Below are 18,326 nucleotides of genomic sequence, written 5' to 3' on the forward strand. Positions count from 1 at the left end.
AGCACCCGCATCCGCCCCGGGCGGGGCACACTGGGCAGGTGAGGTGGCTGCGTCGGATCGCGCCGGTCGTCGTCCTGGCGTCGATGGCGGCCGGATGCTCCGGCGCGGGGCAGCCGGGTGCCGCTCCCACGACGACGCCGCCGGCCCCGTCCGCGCCGAGCGGCGCCGTCTCCCCGAGCGAGGAGCCGTCGGCCGCCGTACCCCACCCGGTGTCGCTGCCCGCGCTCGCGCAGCGGGCCTTCGACGGTCGGGGGCTGCGCCTGGGCGAGCAGGTCGCGCGGACGCCACGGCACCGGCAGTACGCCGTGACCTGGCGCAGCGGCGGCCTGACCGTGTCGGGTCGGCTGGCGGTGCCGGAGGGGCCCGGGCCGTTCCCGGCGGTGGTGCTCGCGCACGGCTACATCGATCCCGCGGTGTACGTGAACGGGCAGGGGATGACCCGGGAGCGGGCCTGGTTCGGCGACCACGGGTACGTCGCCCTGCACGTCGACTACCGCGGCCACGCCGGCTCCGACCCCGACCCGAGCGGCGGGCTCGACATGCGGCTGGGCTACACCGAGGACGTGATCAACGCGGTGCTGGCGCTGCGGGCCTGGGTCGGGCCGGTCGACGACGGGCGGGTCGCCCTGGTCGGCCGCTCGATGGGCGGTGGGGTGGTCTACAACGCGCTCGTCGCGCAGCCCGGCCTGGTCGATGCCGGGGTGGTGTTCGCGCCGGTGAGCTCGGACGCGGTCGACAACTTCGAGCGCTGGACCCGCCCCGACCCGGGCCGGGGGAGCCTCGCGCGCCGGATCCTGCGCCGGTACGGCGAGCCGTCGGCGCAGCCGGCGTTCTGGCAGGGGATCAGCGCCCGGACCTACTTCGCCGACATCACCGAGCCGGTGCTCATCCACCACGGCACCTCCGACGACTCCTGCCCGATCCAGTGGAGCCGGACCACGGCTCGACTGATGGCACGGGCCGGCGTCGACGTGACGCTGCGGACCTATCCGGGCGAGGAGCACGCGTTCGGGCCGCGCTTCGAGGCGTCCATGGCGCGCACCGACCGGTTCCTGCGCCGGCACCTCGCCTGAGTCTCAGCCGAGCGAGCGCAGCCAGCTCTCCGCGGTGGCCGGGTCCGTCAGTCGTACGACGGTCAGCCCGGGGTGGATGAGCGGTGCCCGGTCGACCCAGCCGTGGTCGGGCTCGCGGACCTCGGCGCGGATCCGGCGCAGCGTGCGGCGTACCCGTCCGGCGAAGGAGGCGGCCTCCAACTCGACCCGGACCAGAACGTCGGTGCGCTCGAGCAGTAGCGGGCGCGCCCAGGCCTCCTCGGCCGTCGTCACCCAGCCCTCGAACGCCGCCAGCCGGGCCACGTCGCTCGGTCCGGACAGGTCCGTGAGTGGGACGAGCGGGACGTCGAGGGTGGCCGCGAGGCGCTCCAGGAAGCTGGTCAGCGGGTCGCCCGGGGCGCCGGCCACGACCACGCGCTGCGGAAGGCGGCGCGGAGCGGGGGCAGGGGCGTACACCCGGCGGATTCTAGGGACCCTCGTCCTGCCTAGACTCAGGGGCATGTCTCAACTCACCCGCGACGAGGTGGCCCACCTGGCCGATCTCGCCCGGATCGACCTCGACGACGCCGAGCTGGACCACCTGGCGCCCCAGCTCAACGTGATCCTCGAGGCGGTCGCGTCCATCAGCGGAGTGGCCGGCGACGACGTGCCGCCGACCTCCCACCCGATCCCGCTCACCAACGTCTTCCGTGAGGACGTCGTCCGCCCGAGCCTGAGCGCCGAGCAGGCGCTGTCGGGCGCGCCGGCGGTCGAGGAGCAGCGGTTCCGGGTCCCGCGGATCCTGGGGGACGAGCAGTGAGCGAGCGAACCGAGGAGTCAGCCGAGCTGATCACCAAGACCGCCGCCGAGCTGGCCGATCTGCTGGCCGCCGGTGAGACCACCTCCGTCGAGGTCACCCGGGCGCACCTGGACCGGATCGCCGCCATTGACGGCTCGGCCGACTCCGGGGTCCATGCCTTCCTCCACGTCGACCCCGACGGCGCGCTGGCGCAGGCCGCCGCGTCCGACGCCCGCCGCGCCGCGGGCCAGACCCGCCACCTGCTCGACGGCGTCCCGATCGCCGTCAAGGACGTGCTGGCCACGCAGGGGCTGCCGACCACGTGCGGCTCGCGGATCCTCGAGGGCTGGGTGCCGCCGTACGACGCGACGGTGGTGCGGCGGATCAAGGACGCCGGCCTGCCGATCCTCGGCAAGACCAACATGGACGAGTTCGCGATGGGCTCCTCGACCGAGCACTCGGCGTACGGCCCGACCCGCAACCCGTGGGACCAGACCCGGATCCCGGGCGGCTCCGGCGGCGGCTCGGCCGCGGCCGTGGCGGCCTTCGAGGCGCCGCTGGCTCTCGGCACCGACACCGGCGGCTCGATCCGCCAGCCCGGCGCCGTGACCGGCACGGTCGGCGTGAAGCCGACGTACGGCGGCGTCTCGCGCTACGGCCTGGTCGCGCTCGCCAACAGCCTCGACCAGGTCGGCCCGGTCACCCGGACCGTGCTCGACGCAGGCCTGCTGCACGAGCTGATCGGCGGCCACGACCCGCTGGACTCGACCTCGGTCGACGCGCCGGTGGGCGCGTACGTCGAGGCGGCGCGCACCGGTGCCACGGGTGACCTCGCCGGCCTGAAGGTCGGCGTCATCAAGGAGCTCGCCGGCGACGGCTGGCAGCCCGGCGTGATGGCCCGCTTCGCCGAGACCGTCGACCTGCTGACGGAGCTGGGCGCGGAGGTGACCGAGGTGTCCTGCCCGACCTTCGTGCATGCGATGGCGACCTACTACCTCATCCTGCCGGCGGAGTGCTCCTCGAACCTCGCCAAGTTCGACGCCATGCGCTACGGCCTGCGCGTCGTCCCCGAGGGCGACCCGAGCGCCGAAGCGGTGATGAAGGCGACCCGCGACGCCGGCTTCGGCGACGAGGTGAAGCGCCGGATCATGATCGGCACCTACGCCCTGTCGAGCGGCTACTACGACGCCTACTACGGCCAGGCGCAGAAGGTCCGCACGCTCATCTCGCGCGACTTCGCCGCGGCCTTCGAGAACGTCGACGTCTTGGTCTCGCCGACGTCGCCGACCACGGCCTTCCCGCTGGGCGACAAGCTCGACGACCCGCTGGCGATGTACCTGCAGGACCTCGCCACCATCCCGGCCAACCTGGCCGGCGTCCCCGGCATCTCGGTGCCCGCAGGTCTCGCCGACGAGGACGGCCTGCCGGTCGGCTTCCAGGTGCTGGCCCCGGCCCTCGCCGACGACCGGCTCTACCGCGTCGGCGCCGCCGTCGAGGCGGCCCTGACCTCCCGCTGGGGCGGTCCGATCCTCGCGCAGAACGGAGCGATCTGATGGAGACCCTGGTCCCCTTCGACGAGGTCATCGCGAAGTACGACCCGGCCCTCGGCCTCGAGGTCCACGTCGAGCTCAACACGAACACGAAGATGTTCTGCGGCTGCCCGGCGGTCTTCGGCGGCGAGCCGAACACCCAGGTCTGCCCGACCTGCCTGGGCCTGCCGGGCGCGATGCCGGTCGTCAACGGCAAGGCCGTCGAGTCGGCCATCCGGATCGGCCTGGCGCTCAACTGCTCGATCGCCGAGTGGTGCCGGTTCGCGCGGAAGAACTACTTCTACCCGGACATGCCGAAGAACTTCCAGACCTCCCAGTACGACGAGCCGATCGCCTTCGACGGCTGGCTCGACGTGGAGGTCGAGGGCGAGACCTTCCGGGTCGAGATCGAGCGCGCCCACATGGAGGAGGACACCGGCAAGTCCACCCACGTCGGTGGCGCCACCGGCCGGATCCACGGCGCCGACTACTCGCTGGTCGACTACAACCGCGCCGGCATCCCGCTGATCGAGATCGTCACCCGCCCGATCCTGGTGCCGGCCGAGAAGGCGCCGGCCGTGGCCCGCGCGTACGTCGGCCAGCTCCGCGACCTGATCCTCGCCCTCGGCGTCTCCGACGCCCGGATGGACCAGGGCTCGATCCGCGCCGACGTGAACCTGTCGCTCGCGCTCAAGGGCGCGGACAAGCTGGGGACTCGCTCCGAGACGAAGAACGTCAACTCGCTGCGCTCGGTCGAGCGCGCGGTCCGCTTCGAGATGTCGCGGCACGCCGGGATCCTCGACGCTGGGGGCGCCGTACTGCAGGAGACGCGGCACTTCCACGAGGACACCGGCACCACGTCCTCGGGTCGCGAGAAGTCCGACGCCGAGGACTACCGCTACTTCCCCGAGCCCGACCTGGTGCCGGTGGCGCCCTCGCGCGAGTGGGTGGAGGAGCTGCGCGGCACGCTGCCCGAGAACCCGCTCCAGCGGCGCAACCGGCTCCAGGCCGAGTACGCCTTCTCCGACCTGGAGATGCGCGACGTGTGGGCGGCCGGTGCGCTGCCGCTGATCGAGGCGACCGTCGCCGAGGGCACGGCACCGCAGTCGGCGCGCAAGTGGTGGGTCGCCGAGCTGCTGCGCCGCGCCAACGACGCCGGCGTCGAGCTCGCCGAGGTCGGCGTCACGCCCCAGCAGGTCGCCGAGGTGCAGGCGCTGGTCGACGCCAAGACGATCAACGACAAGCTGGCGCGTCAGGTCTTCGACGGCCTGATCGCCGGCGAGGGCACCGCCGCCGAGGTCATCGAGAAGCGCGGCCTGGCCCTGGTCTCCGACGACGGTCCGCTGCTGGCCGCCATCGACGACGCGCTCGCCGCCCAGCCCGACATCGCCGAGAAGATCCGGGGCGGCAACCACGCCGCCGCCGGAGCGATCATCGGTGCGGTCATGAAGGCGACCCGCGGCCAGGCCGACGCCGCTCGCGTTCGGGAGCTGATCCTCGAGAAGCTGAGCTGAGGTTCGGATCGGGGCAGGTGCGACACCGCATTTGCGGTGTTACACTTGTCGCATGCCCACGACCCTGCGACGTCATGCGATCACCGAGACCGACGCGGTCGCGGCTGCCCTCGCGGCGGCGGCACGGAAGTGGCCCGAGGACCGCGACCGGCCCGCTCGGCTGTTGACTCATCTCGTCGAGATCGGTTTCCACACGATCGAGATCGAGATGGAGGACGAGGTGGAGAGGCGCCGGGCGGCGATCCGGAAGTTCGCCGGCTCCTTCACCGGACTCTTCGGCCCTGGCTACCTCGACGAGGTGCGCGAGGGCTGGCCCGAGTGATCGCACTCGATGCGAGCATCCTGATCGGCGCACTGGACGTCCGCGACGCGCACCACGAGGCGGCGACCACGCTGCTGGAGGTGCATGCCGCCAGATCGTTCGTGATCGGGCCTGTGAACCGCGCAGAGATCCTGATCGGTCCGACCGAAGCAGGGCAGGTCGAGGAGTTCCTGGGTGCGCTCTCGGCCATGGGCGTTGTGGAACTGCCGTTTCCGGCCGATGCATCGGTGCGATTGGCCGGCATCCGCGTGGCGACCGGGCTTCGGATCCCCGACTGCTGTGTCCTGTTGACCGCGCAGCAGTCAGGAGCGGCGGTCGCGACGTTCGACGACCGACTGCGCTCCGCCGCCCGTGCGCTGGGCCTCACGGTCCTTCCCGATGACGAGGAGCCGGATCCACGGAGTTAGACTCCGCGAGACACATCAAGATCACGCCCGTGGTGGGGGAAGCCGGTCGAATCCCGGCGCTGACCCGCAACCGTGGACCGCCCCTCGGGGAGCGGTGAGCCGGAGCACCCGTCATGGCGCGTCCTGACACAACGCTGTCGTGGAGAGCAGCGGGTCAGCGGCACAGACCATCTGGGCCCGCCCGCCGTCTGCAGCGGGAAGGCCCCACATGTCCACTTCCACGTTCGTACGCCGGGCGGTCGCCGCCGTCGCCGGAGGTGCTGTCGTCGCCGGCGGGCTGATGATGGCAGGCCCGGCCCCGGTCGCTCAGGCGGCCGGCCCGGTCAACCCCGAGGCGCAGGGCGCGGCGACCTGGCTCGCGGCTCAACTCGACTCTGACGGCCTGTTCACCTACGTCAATGTCTACGACCCGGCGCAGGCACTCACGACCGATATCGGCACCACTTTGGACTTCGGACTGAGCCTGGTCGAGACCGACTCGGACTCGGCGAGGCTCACCGCACTGCTCGACGACGTGTCCGAGGTGCTCGGCGACTACGTCACCGGCAACCCCGGCGGCCTCGCGAAGGCGGCCGCGCTCTACCAGGCGGCCGGGGAGGACATCACCGACGTCGGCGGGCTCGACCTCAAGCAGCTGCTCGAGGACGCCGTCGACGACACCACCGGTCAACTCGGCCCGTACGACGACACCTACGGCCAGGCGTGGGCCGTGCAGGTCCTGCATGCCGTCGGCAGCGCCGAGACCGAGCGTGCCACCGAGGAGCTGATCGGGCAGCAGTGCCCCGGTGCCGGATGGGGCTACGAGTACGACGGCTGCAACTCGGCCGTCGACGGAACCTCCTATGTCGTCTTGGCCCTGCTCCCGCAGCAGGACGACCCCGAGGTCGCCGCCGCCATCGATGCCGGCGTCGACTGGCTCGAGGACCAGCAGCGCGTCGACGGCGGCTTCGGCGACTGGGGTGTGAACACCAGCGGTGCCACCAGCGAGGCCAACGGCTCCGGACTCGCCGCCTGGGCGCTCGGAGACGCAGGTGAGGACGAGGTCGCGCAGGCGGCCGCGACCTGGGTGGCCGACCACCAGTTCGCGCCAGGTGCCTCCTGCGTCGAGTCCGGTGCCATCGGGTACGACGAGAAGAGCATCACCGACGCTGTGGCCAACGGGATCGCCGACCTTGACCAGCAGTCGTGGGTGATCGCCGGCGCCCAGGCGCTCGCGGGCCTGCAGTACCTGCCTGAGCGTCCCGCGTCCACCGCTACCGTCACGGCTCCGACCGGATTCGTGCGTGCGGGCACCACGGTGGACCTGAGTGTCGCCGGCCTCCGGGACGGCCAGACCGCCTGTGTCAGCGGTGTGGGAGCTGCTCAGTGGCTGGTCGGCAACGGCACTGCGAAGGTCGCTCTGCCCGCTGGCACCATCGACCGCACGGCCACCGTGGCCTGGGCCCGTGGCTCCGCCACAGTGACTCTCAAGGCGCTCGACGCCGCTCAGCTCACCGTCAAGGTGAAGGGCAAGGCCAAGGTCAAGAAGCAGGCCAAGGTCAAGGTCACCGGTCTGGCCGCGGGCGAGGCGGTCACCGTCACCGTCGGCAAGAAGTCGAAGGCCGCCGTCGCCGACGCCGTCGGCAAGGCCGTTGTCCACGTCAAGATCAAGAAGAACGCGGTCAAGAAGGGCAAGGTCAAGGCGAAGGCTGTCGGCCAGTTCCCGGACCGCACGGGGAAGGCCAAGAAGAAGGTCGGCTGAGTTGCTCCCGATCTCGTCACTGCGCGCGGTGGCTGCGGCGGTCCTCGTCGCAGCCACCGTCGTGCTGCTTCCGCAGGCACCGGCCACCGCCGCTGGCTGCAGCGGAACGTCGGGCATCACCGCGGTCGTCGATCCGAACGAGCTCGGTGGCGGGATCAGTGCCGGCTGTGACAGCAACGGGGGCAACCCTGCCACCAACAACTTCGCCGACGCGGGCTACACCCTGGAGTACAGCCAGGCGCCCGGCATGAGCGGCTTCGTCTGCAAGGTCAACGGTCGTCCCGCCGATGGCAGCTGCACCGAGACCGACGCCTACTGGAGCCTGTGGTGGTCCGACGGGCAGTCCGGCACCTGGGTCTATGCCAACCGCGGCGTCGGCGGACTCCGGGTCCCCGACGGCGGCTACGTCGCCTTCGCCTGGCACCAGGGCAGCGGCCGCGCCGCCCCGCCGGACGTCGCTCCGACGCCGCGGGTGGCAGAGGCCAAGCCGACGCCGACACCCAGCGCGAGCACGTCGGACAAGCCGAAACCGAAGCCGTCGGCCACCAAGAAGCCGAAGCCGAAGCCGACGCCGAACGCGACCTCCGCGACGCCGAGCGCGACCCCGACCGCCAGCACGTCACCGAGCGGAACCCCGACGGTCGAGCCGACCGAGACGCCGAGCGCGACGCCGACCGAGATCGCCCCGAGCCCCACCTCCACGACAGGCGTCCCGTCGATCGACGAGATCACCGACGGGCCCGAGGCGACGGCGGCGGCGACCGACGACGAGGGTGACGGCGGTGGCTTCCCGCCGTGGCTGGGCGTCGGCCTGGTCGTGGTGGTGCTGGGCGCGGCGGGCGCCGTACCGGTGCTGCGTCGGCGCGGACGATGAGGCTGGCGCGGGACCTCCACCCCGTGGCGTGGTGGGTCTGGGCGGTGGGGCTGGCCGTGGCCGCGTCCTGCACGACCAACCCGCTGCTGCTGCTCGTCCTGCTCGGCGTCATCACCCTCGTCGTCGTGACCTGTCGCTCCGACCAGCCGTGGGCGCGCTCGTTCCGGCTCTACGTCTGGCTCGGGGTGATCGTGATCGCGGTGCGGATCCTGTTCCGCGTGCTGCTCGGCGGTGACGCGCCGGGCCACGTCCTGTTCACGCTGCCCACCATCCCGCTGCCGGACTGGGCGGCGGGGATCTCGCTGCTCGGGCCGTTCACGCGCGAGGAGCTGCTCGCGGCGACCTACGAGGGCCTGCGCCTGGCGACGCTGCTGATCGCGGTCGGCGCGGCGAACGCGCTGGCCAACCCGAAGCGGCTGATGAAGTCGCTGCCGCCGGCTCTCTACGAGATCGGTACGGCGATGACGGTCGCGATCAGCGTCGTCCCGCAGCTCGCCGACAGCGCGCGCCGGGTGCGGGCGGCGCAGCAGCTGCGCGGGGGACCGGAGGGCCGGTTCCGCCGGATCCGTGGCGTACGACGGCTGCTGGTCCCGATCCTCGAGGATGCCTTCGACCGCTCGCTGGCCCTCGCCGCGGGGATGGACGCCCGCGGCTACGGCCGCACGGGCGAGCTCACCGCCCGGCAGCGGCGCAGCACGGGGGCCCTGATCATCGCCGGCCTGCTCGGCGTCTGCGTCGGTGTCTACGCCCTCCTCGACAGCACCGCGCCGCGCGTGCTGGCGCTGCCGATGCTGGTGCTCGGCATGCTTCTCGCGCTCGGCGGCTTCGCGCTCGCTGGCCGACGGGTGCAGCGCACCCGGTACCGTCCCGACCGCTGGCGGCTCCCCGAGATCGTGGTCGCGGTGTCCGGGATCGCCGCGGGCACGGGGATGTGGGCACTCCAGCGCTGGGAGACCCAGGTCGCGCATCCCGGCGTCCTGGTCCGCCCCGAGATCTCGCTGCTGGCCCTGGCCGCCGCGCTGGTCGCGGTGGTCCCGGTCTGGGCGGCCCCGCTGCCGGTCACCGCCCGGCGTCGCGAGGAGGCACTCGCCTGATGCTGGAGCTGCGCGCGATCACCCTCAGGTACGACGACCCGGAGACCGGCTCGACGGCCACCGTTCTGGACGGGATCGACCTCACCGTCGCCGACGGCGAGCTGGTCGTCCTCGCGGGTCCGACCGGCGTCGGCAAGTCGACGCTGCTCGGCGTGGTGGCAGGCCTGGTGCCGTCGTACTCCGGCGGCACGCTGTCCGGCGACGTCCTCCTCGACGGCGTCAGCATCGTCGACCAGCCGGCCCGGGAGCGCGCCCACGCCATCGGGTACGTCGGCCAGAACCCCGCCGCATGGTTCGTCACCGACACGGTGGAGGAGGAGCTGGCGTTCGGGATGGAGCAGCTGGGTCTGCCCGCGCCGACGATGCGCCGTCGGGTGGAGGAGACCCTCGACCTGCTCGGCATCGCCGACCTGCGCCACCGCGATCTGCGGACCCTGTCCGGCGGCCAGCAGCAGCGGGTCGCGATCGGCGCGGTGCTCACGACCCACCCGCGACTGCTGGTCCTCGACGAGCCCACCTCCGCGCTCGACCCCACCGCGGCCGAGGACGTGCTCGCGACGCTGACCCGGCTGGTCCATGACCTCGGGGTCTCGGTGCTGGTCGCCGAGCACCGCCTCGAGCGGGTGGTGCCCTTCGCCGACCGCCTCTGTCTCCTGGGTGGCGACCCGGCGCATCCTGGCACGCTCCTGGCCGGCGACCCGGCGGAGATTCTCCAGGACGCCCCGATCGCCCCGCCCCTGGTCGAGCTGGGCCGGCTCGCCGGCTGGCACCCGCTGCCGCTGACGGTCCGCGACGCCCGGCGCCGCGCGCCCGCGCTCAAGGAGCGCCTGGGAGAGCCGCCCCACCGCAAGCGGCCGGCCACCGGCACCGACCCTCTCGTCGACGTACGACGCCTGGTACACGCCCACGGCCGGACCCCCGTCCTGCGCGAGGTCGACCTGATCCTGCGTCCCGGCACCGTGACCGCACTGATGGGCCGCAACGGCGCCGGGAAGTCGACCCTGCTCTGGGTCCTCCAGGGCCGCTACGCCGCGGCCTCCGGCACCGTCCGCGTCACCGGTCAGGACCCGGCGGCCCTCAAGCCCGAGGAGCGGCGCGCCGCCACCGGCCTGGTGCCGCAGAGTCCCGCCGACCTGCTCTACCTCGAGACCGTCGCCGAGGAGTGCGCCGCCGCCGACCGCTCGGCCCGTGCCGACGCCGGCACCTGTCACGGACTGCTCGACCGACTCGCACCCGGCATCGACCCGGAGCGCCACCCCCGCGACCTCTCCGAGGGCCAGCGGCTCGCGCTGGCGGTGGCGATCGTGCTCACCGCCCGCCCGCCGGTGCTGCTGCTCGACGAGCCGACCCGCGGCCTCGACTACCCGGCCAAGCGCGCCCTCGCCGGCCTGCTCCGCGAGCTCGCCGCCGAGCGAGGAGCCCCGCGCGCGGTCCTCGTCGCCACCCACGACGTCGAGTTCGTCGCGCAGGTCGCCGACGACCTCGTGGTGCTCGCCGAGGGCGAGGTGGTCTCCGCCGGACCCGTGGTCCCCACCGTCTCCGAATCGCCCGCGTTCGCCCCCCAGGTCACCAAGGTGCTCGGTGCCGGCTGGCTGCGGGTCGACGACGTCGCTGCGAGCCTGGCGACCGAGGCCGCCCGGTGAGCGACACCCGCCCGGTGAGCGAGACCCGCGCGGCCGCCGTACCGCTGCGGCTGCGCTCGAGCGTGGTACTCGCCATCACCTCGGTGATCGGGCTGCTGATGCTGGCCTGGCCACTGCTGCTCGACGTGCCGGCCGACACCGAGCGGGTCGACCCGCCGTTCCTCTTCCTGCTCCTGCTGCCCGTGATCCTCGGCGTGGTGCTGGCCGAGATGAGCGAGGGCGGCATGGACGCGCGGGTGCTCGCCGTGCTCGGCGTCCTCAGCGCGGTCAACGCGGTGCTCCGCCTGGTCAGCGCCGGCACGGCCGGTCTGGAGCTGGTCTTCTTCCTGCTCATCCTCGGCGGGCGGGTGTTCGGAGCCGGGTTCGGCTTCGTGCTCGGCTGCACCTCGCTGTTCGCCTCGGCCCTGATGACCGCCGGCGTCGGCCCGTGGCTGCCGTTCCAGATGCTCGTCGCCGCCTGGGTCGGGATGGGCGCCGGGCTGCTCCCGCGCGGGGCTCGCGGGCGCGCCGAGATCGCCCTGCTCGCGGCGTACGGCGTCGTCTCGGCCTACCTCTACGGTCTGCTGATGAACCTGCAGGGCTGGCCGTTCATGGCCGGCATCCAGGTGCCGGGGCAGGACTCGACCGAGATCTCCTACGTCCCGGGCGCGGGCGTGCTCGAGAACCTGCACCACTTCGTGGTCTACACGCTGCTGACCTCGACCGGCGGCTGGGACACTGGTCGCGCGATCACCAACGCGCTGGCGATCGTGCTGCTGGGTCCGGCGGTGCTGGTCACCCTGCGCCGTGCGGCCCGCAAGGCCCGGATCGACCGCGAGCCGGCTACGGCTCGATCAGCAGGATCCGGTCGTCGTCGGGGCCCGGCGTGCCGCGACCGTCCTCGTTGCTGGTGGTCAGCCACAGCCGCCCGTCCGGCGACCGGACCACGGTCCGCAGCCGACCGTACTCGCCGGCCGCGCCCTTCTTCCCGGCGAAGTACGCCGTCGGGTCGCTCACCTGGCCGTCGGCGACCTTGATCCGCCACAGCCGCTCGCCGTTGAGCGCGGCCATCCAGAGGTACCCGCCGGCGTACGCGAGGCCGGAGGGGGAGGCCTCGTCGGGGGACCAGGTCAGTTCGGGCCGAGCGTACTTCGCGGGACCGCCCTTGCCTTCGACGACCGGCCAGCCGTAGTCCTCGCCGGGCAGGATCCGGTTGAGCTCGTCGGCCTCGGCGTCGCCGAACTCGGACGCCCAGAGCAGCCCCTTGTCGTCCCAGGCGAGGCCCTGGACGTTGCGGTGTCCCCACGACCACACGGCAGTGCCGAACGGGTTGCCGGGGGCGGGCTCGCCGTCGGCGGTGATCCGCAGGATCTTGCCGGCGTACGACTCCTTGTCGCGCGCGAGCTGGTCGTCGCCGGTCTCGCCGGTGGACACGTAGAGGAAGCCGTCGGGGCCGAACGCCAGCCGGCCGCCGTCGTGGATGCGCCCGTTGGGGATCCCGGTGAGGACCGGCTCGGTCGGGCCGAGGTCGTCACCGACGAGCTCGGCCCGCACGACCTGGTTGTCGTCGTCGGTGCAGACGTAGAAGTAGACCAGGCCGTCGGAGGCGAAGCCGGGGGAGACGGCCACACCGAGCAGGCCGGCCTCGCCGCCGGGAGCCGTCTCGGGGATGGTGCCGGCCTCGACGACCTCGCCCTCCTCCTTCGTGGTCGCGCCGTTGCCACCGACCTCCGGCGGGGTGACGAGGAGGACCCGGCCGCTGTCGCGCTCGGTGACCACGCCGCGGCCGTCGGGCAGGAAGTCGATGCCCCAGGGCGTCGCGAGGCCGCTGGCGACGGTCGCGACGACGTCGGGAACGCCGTCGATCGTGAAGATGACCTTGCCGTCGACCGCCGACCCGGTCGGCGCCGCGGTCGCGGTGCCCATCACGTCCACCTTGCTGACGTTGCCGCCCTGGCCGCAGCCGGCGGCGAACAGCGCCAGCACGGCCAGGCCGGCGAGCCGCCTCACGACAGCCGCTCCAAGAACTCCAGCAGCAGGCCGTGGACCCGCTCCGGCTGCTCCAGTTGGACGAAGTGGGAGCCGGACAGCTCGACGTACCAGCTCTGCCTGCCGTTCTCGCTCAGCCGCCGCGAGGCGCTGGCCATGTCGCGGGCGCCGGCGAGGACGTCCCAGGTCGCCGAGACGAACATGGTCGGCACGTCGATCTGGCTGAGCCGCACGCGGGGGTGCCGCGAGGTGCTGATCGCGAGGTGGGCGTACCAGTCGACCGGGGTGGTGGCGAACTCCTGCAGTCCGATCGCCGCCGCCTCGGGGTCGGCTACGGGGAACATGAACCCGGTCCGGCCCAGCAGCCGCACCGTGCTCGCGTTGATCGGCAGGCGCCGGACCAGGGGGTTGACCGCCCAGCCGGCACACTGCGCGATCCGGCAGGCGTTGACGGTCATCGCGCGGGCGAGCAGGCGCGGCAGGTGCAGCGGGCCGAGCATGGTGGCGAAGGTGTCGCCGGGCACGCCGCACATCGCGAAGATCCCGCGCACCCGCTCGGGGTGGCGGTAGGTCAGCTCGAAGGCGGTGTTGACGCCCATGGACCAGCCCATGAGCACCGCGCTGTCGATGCCGAAGTGGTCCATGACGGACAGTCCGTCCTGGACGAAGTGCTCGATCTCGACGTGCTTCGGGTCGGCGGGCCGCTCCGAGCCGCCGACGCCACGGTGGTTCCACGACACGACGCGCACTCCGCAGTCGGGCTCGAGCAGCCACGGCCACAGGTACGGGTTGGTGCCGAGGCCGTTGCAGAGCACGACGGTGGGTCCGTCGATCTCCCCGTCGGGGTCGTTGGTCCAGGTACGAACGTGGGTCCCGTCGTCGGACAGGATGTCGCGGAAGGCGATCGACGCGGTTCGAACACGCTGCTCGGGTCGGGGAGCGGAGGTCGACATGGCGCCGATTGTGCCGGACCCGGCTCGGAACGGGCGGCTCCTCAGGCGTGCAGCGAGACGGAGTCCTCGAGGACAGGGGCACGACGAGCGTCGGCGCGGGCGGCGAGGAAGGCCTCGACGTCCTCGCGCTCGGCACGACGCTGGGTACACGCGGTGAGCGCGACCATGGCGTTGCGGCGGGCCCGCCGCTGGAGGGCGACGGACCAGGTGTGGGCGAGACGGACCACGGGCTCAGGCAGTGACATGGGGGCGTCGACTCCGGGTGGGGGACGGGCGGTGTACCGAACCTACGTCGGGGGTGGGAGCCTCAGGTCACGTCGGAGTGACATTCAGGGAAACGCTGATCGATCCCGCCTGCTGCGCGTCGCGCGGGTCGCGCCCACGCTGGCGACCACCACGCACCCGATGGCCACCCACTGCACGGGTGCGAGCGACTCGCCGACCACCGCCAGCCCGGCCAGCGCCGCGGCCGCCGGCTCCAGGCTCATCAGCACGCCGAACGAAGCGGCGGGGAGGGTGCGCAGCGCGGTCAGCTCGGCGCTGTAGGGCACCACGGAGCTGAGCAGGCCGACGGCGGCGCCGAGGAGCAGCACCCGCTGGTCGGTCAGGTCGGCGGTGTCGACCGTGAGCAGCAGCGGGGTCAGCAGCAGCACGGCGACCAGGCTGGCCACGGCCAGCCCGTCGATGCCCTCCCAGCGCCGGCCGGTGGCCGCGCTGGACAGGATGTAGCCGGCCCAGGCCGCGCCCGCGAGGACGGCGTACATCACGCCGAGGGGGTCGAGGTGGCCCCGCTCGAAGCCGAGCAGGAGGACGCCGAGGGCGGCCAGCACGACCCAGCCCAGGTCTCGCGGTCGCCGGAACCCGATCGCGGCCAGGACGAGCGGGCCGATGAACTCGATGGTGACCGCGACGCCGATCGGGATCCGCGAGAACGACTGGTAGATGCCCCAGTTCATCGCGCCCAGGCAGGCGCCGTACCGGGCCACGATCAGCCAGTCCTCGCGGCTGCGGCCGCGCAGCCGAGGCCGGGCCCAGAGCAGCAGCACCAGCGAGCTGGTCGCCAGCCGCAGCCACACCACTCCGTTGGGGGCGATGTCGTCGAAGAGCAGCTTCGCGAAGCCCGCGCCGAGCTGCACCGAGCCGATCCCGAGCAGGACCAGCCCGATCGCCACGCCGAGGGGCGGACCGTGGCGGAGCGTCGACTGCACCTACTGAAGGTAGGACGTCTGCCCGCGAGGCGACGAACCGCCGGCCCCCACGGGCCGGCGGTTCGTCGCCCCACGGGCGTGCCGGCTACTTGGCGACGACGACGCCGTCGATGGTGACCTTGCGACCGGACGTGCTGACGACCTTCACCTTGAGGTTCCCGGTCTGGACGCTGCCGAGGTCGAGGACCGGGACGGTGACCCGGCCGGCCTTGCCCTTGAGGCCGATGGTCCGCACGACCTTGCCGTTCCAGTACACCTTGACCTTGCCGCCCTTCTTGGCCTTGACGACGATCAGGTCGAGGTGGCGGGCCTGGACGCCGGCGAGGGTGAGCTTGCGGCCCTTCTTCCTGGTGACGGTCGCGGTGTCGTTGAACGCGCCGGCCTTGGTGGTCCGCTGCCACTTCTTGCCGCTCAGCGCGGTGTCGTCGAGCGGGACTGTCGTGCAGCGCTCGGCGGAGCGGAAGCCGAGGTTGCCCGCCTTGTCGACGCCCTGGGCCTGGAAGCAGTAGGTGCTGCCGAAGGCGCCGGCGAAGGGCTGCGTCGAGGTGGTGACGTTGTTCCCGATCACCTGCTGCTGGCCGAAGCCGCCGTTCCAGGCCGCCGAGCGGACCATCACGTCGGTGCTCTTCACACCCGAGAGCGAGTCGGTGACCTGCCACGCGACGTCGAAGATGGGGGCGCCGACCTGGGCACCGGGTGCGGTGACGGTTGCGACCGGGCCGGTCAGGTCGAGGAAGTCGGCCTGGACGTAGGAGCTGAAGCCGTCCTCGACGACGCCGACAGCCACCGCGTTGCCCTCACGGTCCAGGTCGGCGGCGAAGGCGCCGTTGGCAGGACCGGCGTCGTACTGGCCCCAGGGGAGCACCGGGCTGGTGTGGTGGCGCAGCGTGAGCTGGTCGGCGTCGTCGTGGACGACGACCTGGTGGCCCCGGTCGGAGATCAGGCCCACGTGCGGCTGGCTGGTGATGGTCTTGGGCTCGGCGAGCGCGGCGGTCCCGAAGCCCTGGTTCGGCTTGGCGACGGCGGCGCGGATCACGTAGGTGTTGCCGTTCTCGAACGCCGTCCAGGTGGCCTGCATGGTGCCGTTCGGGCTGACCGAGAGATCGCGGTACGACGTGCCGACCCCGGTCGGCGAGACCAGCTCGACGTTGCCGAGGGAGCCGTCGGCGCCGACCCGGACGACGATCGCGCGGGTCTTGGCGTTCTCGACGCCGCCCATCAGCACCGCGCCACGGCCGTCGTCGGCCAGCTCGGCCCGGGTGGCCTTGGCGGTGTCGCCGAGCCACGGGATCGGCTTCGGGCCCAGCCAGCCCACCGAGGCGTTGCGCCGGGTGACCATGATCCGGTCCTGGCCGCTCTCGTTGTCGTCGTACGACATCAAGACGTCGCCGGCCGGGTTCACGTCGATCGACGGGGCGAAGGTGTGGAAGCCGAGGTTGAGGACGGTCGGGGCGCCGGTCTTCGGCCACGCCGCGGTCTGGACCCGGTCCGCGCCGCCGTGCTCGGTGTCGAAGGCCACGTGGACTCGGCCCTCGGCGTCGATGCCGGCGTCGATCGAGTCGATGGTCTCGATGTCTGTGCTGGCGCTGAGCAGGGTCGAGCCGTCCCAGCTGCCGTTGGCGAGGTAGCGGGAGCCACGGACCTTCTGCTCGCCGCCCTGGGTCTGGTTCCACACCACGGCGAGGTCGCCGCGGTCGTTGGCGACGGCCTGCACGTCGTGGGCGTCGGTGACGGCCGCGGCCGTCACCTGCTTCGGGGCGCCCCACACGCCGTCGGTGGCAATGGCGGCGTACACCTTGGTGCCGCCGACGACCGGCTTGGTCCAGGCGGCGAGCGCGTCGCCGGAGCCGAAGGCGGCGACGTCGACCGAGGTCGGTACGTCGCCGGAGCCGCTGACGTTGCCGCCGTCGAGGCCACCCACGGCCCGGGCCGGAGCGCTGCCGAGGGTGAGGGTGCCGACGGCGAGGGCGGCGGTGGTGAGTCCGAGGAGCTGGTTGCGCATGGTCGTGCCTTTCGCTGGGAGGTGATCCGATGTGGGGGTAGGAGCAGCGCGGAAGGCGGACCTTGCAGATTTTCTCGACGACTTTTGCGATGACTTCCGTCGGCGGTCGGGGTCACAGTGGGAGGAGCAGCCGATCGGGTGAGGAGGCGCGTGATGACCACGATCGTGATGGTGGGCACCCGCAAGGGGCTCTGGGTGGGTCGGTCCGATGACCGGGCCGACTGGGACTTCACCGGTCCCCACCACGACATGGAGGAGGTCTACTCCTGTCTGGTCGACACCCGTGGCGCGACCCCACGGCTGTTCGCCGGCGCCTCGTCGAGCTGGCTCGGCCCGCAGCTGCGCTGGTCCGACGACCTCGGGGCGAGCTGGCAGGAGACGCCGAACGGCGCGATCCGGTTCCCGGAGGGCGCCGGCGCGACCGTCGAGCGGATCTGGCAGGTGGTCCCCGGCGTCGGCGAGGGCGTCCTGCATGCCGGCACCGAGCCCGGCGCGGTCTTCACCTCACGCGACGGCGGTGCCAGCTTCGCGCTCGAGGAGGGCCTGTGGAACCACCCGCACCGCCCGCAGTGGGGTGAGGGCTTCGGCGGTCAGGCCTTCCACACGGTGCTCCCGCACCCCACCGACCCGGCCTCGATGACCGTCGCCATCTCCACCGGCGGCGTCTACCGGACCACCGACGGCGGCGCCTCTTGGGAGCCCCGCAACCAGGGCATCCGCGCCGACTTCCTGCCCGAGGACCAGCGCTATCCCGCGTTCGGCCAGTGCGTCCACAAGGTCACCCGCCATCCCTCGCGCCCCGAGCGGCTCTACGCCCAGAACCACGGCGGCGTCTACCGCTCCGACGACGAGGGCGGCGCCTGGACCTCGATCGGCGACGACCTGCCCAGCGACTTCGGGTTCCCGATCGTGGTCCACCCGCACCGGCCCGACACGATCTGGGTGTTCCCGCTCGGCGGCGGCGACCGGCGCTATCCGCCTGGCGCCGTGCCGCGGGTCTGGCGCTCCGACGACGCGGGCGAGTCCTGGGCGGCGTACGGCGCCGGTCTGCCCGACGCCTTCTACGTCGGTGTCATGCGCGACGCCCTCTGCGCCGACTCCCACGACCCGGCCGGCCTCTACCTCGGCGCCCGCAACGGCTCGGTCTGGGCGTCCACCGACGACGGCGAGTCCTGGCACCAGATCGCGGCCGACCTGCCCGATGTGATGTCGGTCAAGGTCGGGGTGGCCTAGGTTCCTGT

Annotated in this window: 17 protein-coding genes, 1 pseudogene and 1 riboswitch; of the genes and pseudogenes, 12 read left to right on the forward strand and 6 right to left on the reverse strand. The window is 72.6% G+C overall.

The features are described 5' to 3' along the window. Window positions 1-38 precede the first annotated feature (38 nt). On the forward strand, window positions 39-1,073 hold the full coding sequence (locus ACUP6Y_RS07125; protein WP_462555065.1) for an alpha/beta hydrolase family protein: 1,035 nt from the start codon (window positions 39-41) through the stop codon (window positions 1,071-1,073). A 3-nt stretch (window positions 1,074-1,076) separates the two neighbouring features. Here ACUP6Y_RS07125 and ACUP6Y_RS07130 read toward each other — a convergent pair whose 3' ends face one another. After that, on the reverse strand, window positions 1,077-1,508 hold the full coding sequence (locus ACUP6Y_RS07130; RefSeq protein ID WP_462555066.1) for a hypothetical protein: 432 nt from the start codon (window positions 1,506-1,508) through the stop codon (window positions 1,077-1,079). A gap of 43 nt (window positions 1,509-1,551) precedes the next feature. Here ACUP6Y_RS07130 and gatC point away from each other — a divergent pair, with 43 nt between their 5' ends. The 10 genes and pseudogenes from gatC to ACUP6Y_RS07180 all read left to right on the forward strand — a co-directional run. Next, a complete protein-coding gene (gene gatC, locus ACUP6Y_RS07135; protein WP_141799735.1) occupies window positions 1,552-1,851 on the forward strand; it encodes an Asp-tRNA(Asn)/Glu-tRNA(Gln) amidotransferase subunit GatC in 300 nt (99 codons plus the stop codon). Then, window positions 1,848-3,383 carry an Asp-tRNA(Asn)/Glu-tRNA(Gln) amidotransferase subunit GatA gene (gatA, locus tag ACUP6Y_RS07140; RefSeq protein ID WP_462555067.1) on the forward strand — a complete coding sequence of 512 codons (1,536 nt, stop codon included), beginning with the start codon at window positions 1,848-1,850 and terminating at the stop codon, window positions 3,381-3,383. The genes gatC and gatA overlap by 4 nt, the downstream gene beginning before the upstream one ends. After that, window positions 3,380-4,873 carry an Asp-tRNA(Asn)/Glu-tRNA(Gln) amidotransferase subunit GatB gene (gatB, locus tag ACUP6Y_RS07145; protein ID WP_462556649.1) on the forward strand — a complete coding sequence of 498 codons (1,494 nt, stop codon included), beginning with the start codon at window positions 3,380-3,382 and terminating at the stop codon, window positions 4,871-4,873. Before gatA ends, gatB begins: the two co-directional genes overlap by 4 nt. A gap of 52 nt (window positions 4,874-4,925) precedes the next feature. Next, window positions 4,926-5,195: a hypothetical protein gene (locus tag ACUP6Y_RS07150; RefSeq protein ID WP_462555068.1), complete on the forward strand. Its 270-nt coding sequence runs from the start codon at window positions 4,926-4,928 to the stop codon at window positions 5,193-5,195. Then, entirely contained in the window at window positions 5,192-5,602 is a 411-nt protein-coding gene (locus ACUP6Y_RS07155; protein ID WP_462555069.1) for a type II toxin-antitoxin system VapC family toxin, read from the forward strand. Before ACUP6Y_RS07150 ends, ACUP6Y_RS07155 begins: the two co-directional genes overlap by 4 nt. A 1-nt stretch (window position 5,603) precedes the next feature. Then, window positions 5,604-5,732: riboswitch (cobalamin riboswitch) on the forward strand. Between the two features lie 78 nt (window positions 5,733-5,810). After that, complete coding sequence (locus ACUP6Y_RS07160) at window positions 5,811-7,343, forward strand: prenyltransferase/squalene oxidase repeat-containing protein (protein WP_462555071.1); 1,533 nt, start codon at window positions 5,811-5,813, stop codon at window positions 7,341-7,343. 28 nt (window positions 7,344-7,371) lie between these two features. Continuing rightward, the gene (locus ACUP6Y_RS07165) at window positions 7,372-8,217 is read left to right on the forward strand and encodes a hypothetical protein (protein ID WP_462555074.1); all 846 of its coding nucleotides are present in this window, start codon (window positions 7,372-7,374) and stop codon (window positions 8,215-8,217) included. Further along, the gene (locus tag ACUP6Y_RS07170; RefSeq protein ID WP_462555076.1) at window positions 8,214-9,311 is read left to right on the forward strand and encodes an energy-coupling factor transporter transmembrane component T; all 1,098 of its coding nucleotides are present in this window, start codon (window positions 8,214-8,216) and stop codon (window positions 9,309-9,311) included. The genes ACUP6Y_RS07165 and ACUP6Y_RS07170 overlap by 4 nt, the downstream gene beginning before the upstream one ends. Continuing rightward, a complete protein-coding gene (locus ACUP6Y_RS07175) occupies window positions 9,311-10,954 on the forward strand; it encodes an ABC transporter ATP-binding protein (protein WP_462555079.1) in 1,644 nt (547 codons plus the stop codon). Before ACUP6Y_RS07170 ends, ACUP6Y_RS07175 begins: the two co-directional genes overlap by 1 nt. 14 nt (window positions 10,955-10,968) lie before the next feature. Further along, a pseudogene (locus ACUP6Y_RS07180) lies at window positions 10,969-11,760 on the forward strand (ECF transporter S component); the annotation flags it as partial. 16 nt (window positions 11,761-11,776) lie between these two features. Here the strand turns inward: ACUP6Y_RS07180 and ACUP6Y_RS07185 are convergent. The 5 genes from ACUP6Y_RS07185 to ACUP6Y_RS07205 all read right to left on the reverse strand — a co-directional run bounded on the left by ACUP6Y_RS07185 (window position 11,777) and on the right by ACUP6Y_RS07205 (window position 17,085). Next, on the reverse strand, window positions 11,777-12,943 hold the full coding sequence (locus tag ACUP6Y_RS07185) for a PQQ-dependent sugar dehydrogenase (RefSeq protein ID WP_462555082.1): 1,167 nt from the start codon (window positions 12,941-12,943) through the stop codon (window positions 11,777-11,779). Next, window positions 12,940-13,875 carry an alpha/beta fold hydrolase gene (locus tag ACUP6Y_RS07190; protein WP_462555086.1) on the reverse strand — a complete coding sequence of 312 codons (936 nt, stop codon included), beginning with the start codon at window positions 13,873-13,875 and terminating at the stop codon, window positions 12,940-12,942. The genes ACUP6Y_RS07185 and ACUP6Y_RS07190 overlap by 4 nt, the downstream gene beginning before the upstream one ends. Window positions 13,876-13,916: 41 nt before the next feature. Then, window positions 13,917-14,120 carry a hypothetical protein gene (locus ACUP6Y_RS07195; RefSeq protein WP_462555088.1) on the reverse strand — a complete coding sequence of 68 codons (204 nt, stop codon included), beginning with the start codon at window positions 14,118-14,120 and terminating at the stop codon, window positions 13,917-13,919. Between the two features lie 84 nt (window positions 14,121-14,204). Then, window positions 14,205-15,083 carry an EamA family transporter gene (locus tag ACUP6Y_RS07200; RefSeq protein WP_462555091.1) on the reverse strand — a complete coding sequence of 293 codons (879 nt, stop codon included), beginning with the start codon at window positions 15,081-15,083 and terminating at the stop codon, window positions 14,205-14,207. An 85-nt stretch (window positions 15,084-15,168) separates the two neighbouring features. Further along, window positions 15,169-17,085, reverse strand: coding sequence for a hypothetical protein (locus ACUP6Y_RS07205; protein WP_462555093.1), 1,917 nt, complete (start codon window positions 17,083-17,085; stop codon window positions 15,169-15,171). Window positions 17,086-17,238: 153 nt separating this feature from the next. Here ACUP6Y_RS07205 and ACUP6Y_RS07210 point away from each other — a divergent pair, with 153 nt between their 5' ends. Then, window positions 17,239-18,318 (forward strand): WD40/YVTN/BNR-like repeat-containing protein, encoded by a 1,080-nt coding sequence (locus ACUP6Y_RS07210; RefSeq protein ID WP_462555094.1) that lies wholly within the window; start codon window positions 17,239-17,241, stop codon window positions 18,316-18,318. Window positions 18,319-18,326 lie beyond the last annotated feature (8 nt).

The organism is Nocardioides sp. S5-5 (assembly GCF_054954065.1).

Bases quoted from the DNA above. Each gene is read 5' to 3' on its own strand.
- ACUP6Y_RS07160 (WP_462555071.1), top strand. From the start codon at position 5,811: ATGTCCACTTCCACGTTCGTACGCCGGGCGGTCGCCGCCGTCGCCGGA.
- ACUP6Y_RS07190 (WP_462555086.1), bottom strand. From the start codon at position 13,875: ATGTCGACCTCCGCTCCCCGACCCGAGCAGCGTGTTCGAACCGCGTCG.
- ACUP6Y_RS07210 (WP_462555094.1), top strand. From the start codon at position 17,239: ATGACCACGATCGTGATGGTGGGCACCCGCAAGGGGCTCTGGGTGGGT.
- ACUP6Y_RS07150 (WP_462555068.1), top strand. From the start codon at position 4,926: ATGCCCACGACCCTGCGACGTCATGCGATCACCGAGACCGACGCGGTC.
- gatC (WP_141799735.1), top strand. From the start codon at position 1,552: ATGTCTCAACTCACCCGCGACGAGGTGGCCCACCTGGCCGATCTCGCC.
- ACUP6Y_RS07195 (WP_462555088.1), bottom strand. From the start codon at position 14,120: ATGTCACTGCCTGAGCCCGTGGTCCGTCTCGCCCACACCTGGTCCGTC.
- ACUP6Y_RS07175 (WP_462555079.1), top strand. From the start codon at position 9,311: ATGCTGGAGCTGCGCGCGATCACCCTCAGGTACGACGACCCGGAGACC.
- ACUP6Y_RS07205 (WP_462555093.1), bottom strand. From the start codon at position 17,085: ATGCGCAACCAGCTCCTCGGACTCACCACCGCCGCCCTCGCCGTCGGC.
- ACUP6Y_RS07170 (WP_462555076.1), top strand. From the start codon at position 8,214: ATGAGGCTGGCGCGGGACCTCCACCCCGTGGCGTGGTGGGTCTGGGCG.